The 2,143-nt window shown below is 46.6% G+C and carries 1 protein-coding gene, 1 rRNA gene and 1 pseudogene; all 3 read right to left on the bottom strand.

All coding sequences use genetic code 11. From position 1 onward, the window contains the following. Positions 1 to 302 precede the first annotated feature (302 nt). A pseudogene (locus H6F88_RS00035) lies at positions 303 to 650 on the bottom strand (transposase); the annotation flags it as partial. A gap of 68 nt (positions 651 to 718) precedes the next feature. Beyond that, the gene (locus tag H6F88_RS00030; RefSeq protein ID WP_190640719.1) at positions 719 to 1,429 is read right to left on the bottom strand and encodes an IS6 family transposase; all 711 of its coding nucleotides are present in this window, start codon (positions 1,427 to 1,429) and stop codon (positions 719 to 721) included. 611 nt (positions 1,430 to 2,040) lie between these two features. Next, a 23S ribosomal RNA gene (locus H6F88_RS00025) occupies positions 2,041 to 2,143 on the bottom strand; the annotation flags it as partial.

The following is a 2,143-nucleotide window of genomic DNA, read 5'->3' as shown; positions in this document are numbered from 1 at the left end:
CTGCTTGTAGTACCCAGCTATAGTTGTCACCCTAACGCGACAACTATAACTAGGCATTCCTGAACCGGACAAGGTGAATCAGAAAAATCGGGCAAGGTAGTTGACACGAGACACGAATCAGAAGAAGAGTTACTCAAAGCATATTTGCAAGCTCACCGAGCCGTTCAAAAAATCTTCTAATATCAAGTCGGGTTAAATGCCTACAATATAAGCAAGAAGGAAAACGTTGGGGTAGCTGCTAGATAGGCATTGCACAAAAATGTATCAGGACTTACGCAGATGTACTAAATGTGGTGGTCAGCTTAGCCCAATTTCATAGCAAGAGTGGGTGATTTGAGTTGCCCAATCAAATAGTGGGATAACAGTCTGCTCTTGAGTTGATAGATGCTGGTTGCCGTAGCCTGAGCAAGCTGCTTCAAGCGGGTCCAAACGAGCAAAGCACAAGCGATATGATTGCGCTGGATTCGCTGCTTACGGCATTGACACGATTCGATACCCGTCGTTTGTTTGACTTCCCGATGAAACTGCTCAATCTTCCAACGCATGGCACACACCTGTTGTGTGTCATGCGTTGAGTTTTGAGTCAAGTCGTTTGTGACGACAAACTCCGTCTTGTCGGTAGAGACAATGACACGGAACAATTTCACCTTCTTGTCCTTGGGAAGGTTGTGTCGCAAAAACTTTTGATTAACAAACGATCGATGTCGTTCGCGTTGCTCTAAGCACTCACTTCAAAGATTGCTTCGATAAACTTGGCTTGAGACACACTGTCCCCCAGCCCAATTCCTTTCACTTGTCCTTTTTTGATCATATTCATCGCTTCAATTCCGCTCAAGGTTCTTCTCGCAGTGTTGAATGACTTGAACCCCATCATAGGTTTCACAATCCGCTTGGTGTTTCGATGGTCCTGCTCAATCACATTATTTAAGTATTTGCTCTGTCGTAATTCGGTTTCTGCTGCTAGAGTTTTATCCGCTTTCAGAGTGTCTATTGCCACCGGATAAGCAGCATTCTTGTCCACTGTAATGACTCGCGGGGTTTGGGTGTGCTGACCCTTGAGTACTTTGCCAAAGAAGCGTGCTGCTGCCTTACCATCACGTTTCGCACTCAACATGAAGTCCAAGGTATTACCTGCTGAATCGACAGCGCGATACAGATATTTCCATACTCCCCTGACTTTGATATAGGTTTCGTCAGTTCGCCAGGAATTGTTCGTTGGCTGCAGATGCTGTCGAATCCGTTTGTCTAGCTCTGGCGCGTACTGCAAAACCCAGCGATTGATCGTCGAGTGGTCAACTTTTATGCCCCGTTCTTGCATCATCTCCTCCAAATTTCGGTAGCTGAGGGAATAGCGGCAGTACCACCGCACATTCAGCAGGATGATTTGGGGCAGAAACTGCCGCCACTTAAACAGAACAGGAGTAGACATCGGAGGGCAAGGAGAAGAGTGTCGTCCTGCTTACCTTACCATTCGCTAGTTTTTGCGACACAACCGTTCTAAGTACGCAAAAGACTCAAGCACTTCTGTCCAAGACTTTTACAATCAAATGTTGCTCATTGATAGCTTAGCTATGCTCAACTCGCAACCTTTAGCAGGTGCAAAAGACAGGAGCGCTATCCGGAGTGGCAGCCAAAACCATTAATGAGCGCTCCTCAGCCATACTCGCCTTCATCCGCACTGAAGCCTCAAACCTCTGCCGTATAAACTCCGGATTGAGCAACGTAAAAGTAATCCGACATTCGTATTCTCTGTATCGTCAGGCAATGACAAGAGCCTCCCTTCTGATAGAAAGGAGACTCGTTAAAGCATAGTCCCTGGCACACTCACTATTTTGGCAAGAGGTTTTTCTCCAGCTATCTTTACCGCTTCCGTGTTTCACAGGCTCAGTTCGAGAGGAATGAGCGCGGTTCCACTGCGTCAGGAGCACCAAGGAAAACGGTTAGAAATAAACAGTACAAATTGGTTCTGACGGTTGCTAGGGATTCATATTCACTAGAACCTTGAGGATTGCATAGCGCTTGTCATTAACACCAATGGAAGAGGTCAAGCCCTCGGTCTGTTAGTACTCCTCAGCTTCACCCATTACTGGGCTTCCACTTAGAGCCTATCAACGGGTGTTCTACCCGTGACCTTACTGGATTA

The organism is Oculatella sp. FACHB-28, assembly GCF_014696015.1.
In the GTDB taxonomy this organism is placed as follows: domain Bacteria; phylum Cyanobacteriota; class Cyanobacteriia; order Elainellales; family Elainellaceae; genus JAAUTN01.
This window is presented reverse-complemented; position numbering and strand designations above follow the sequence as displayed.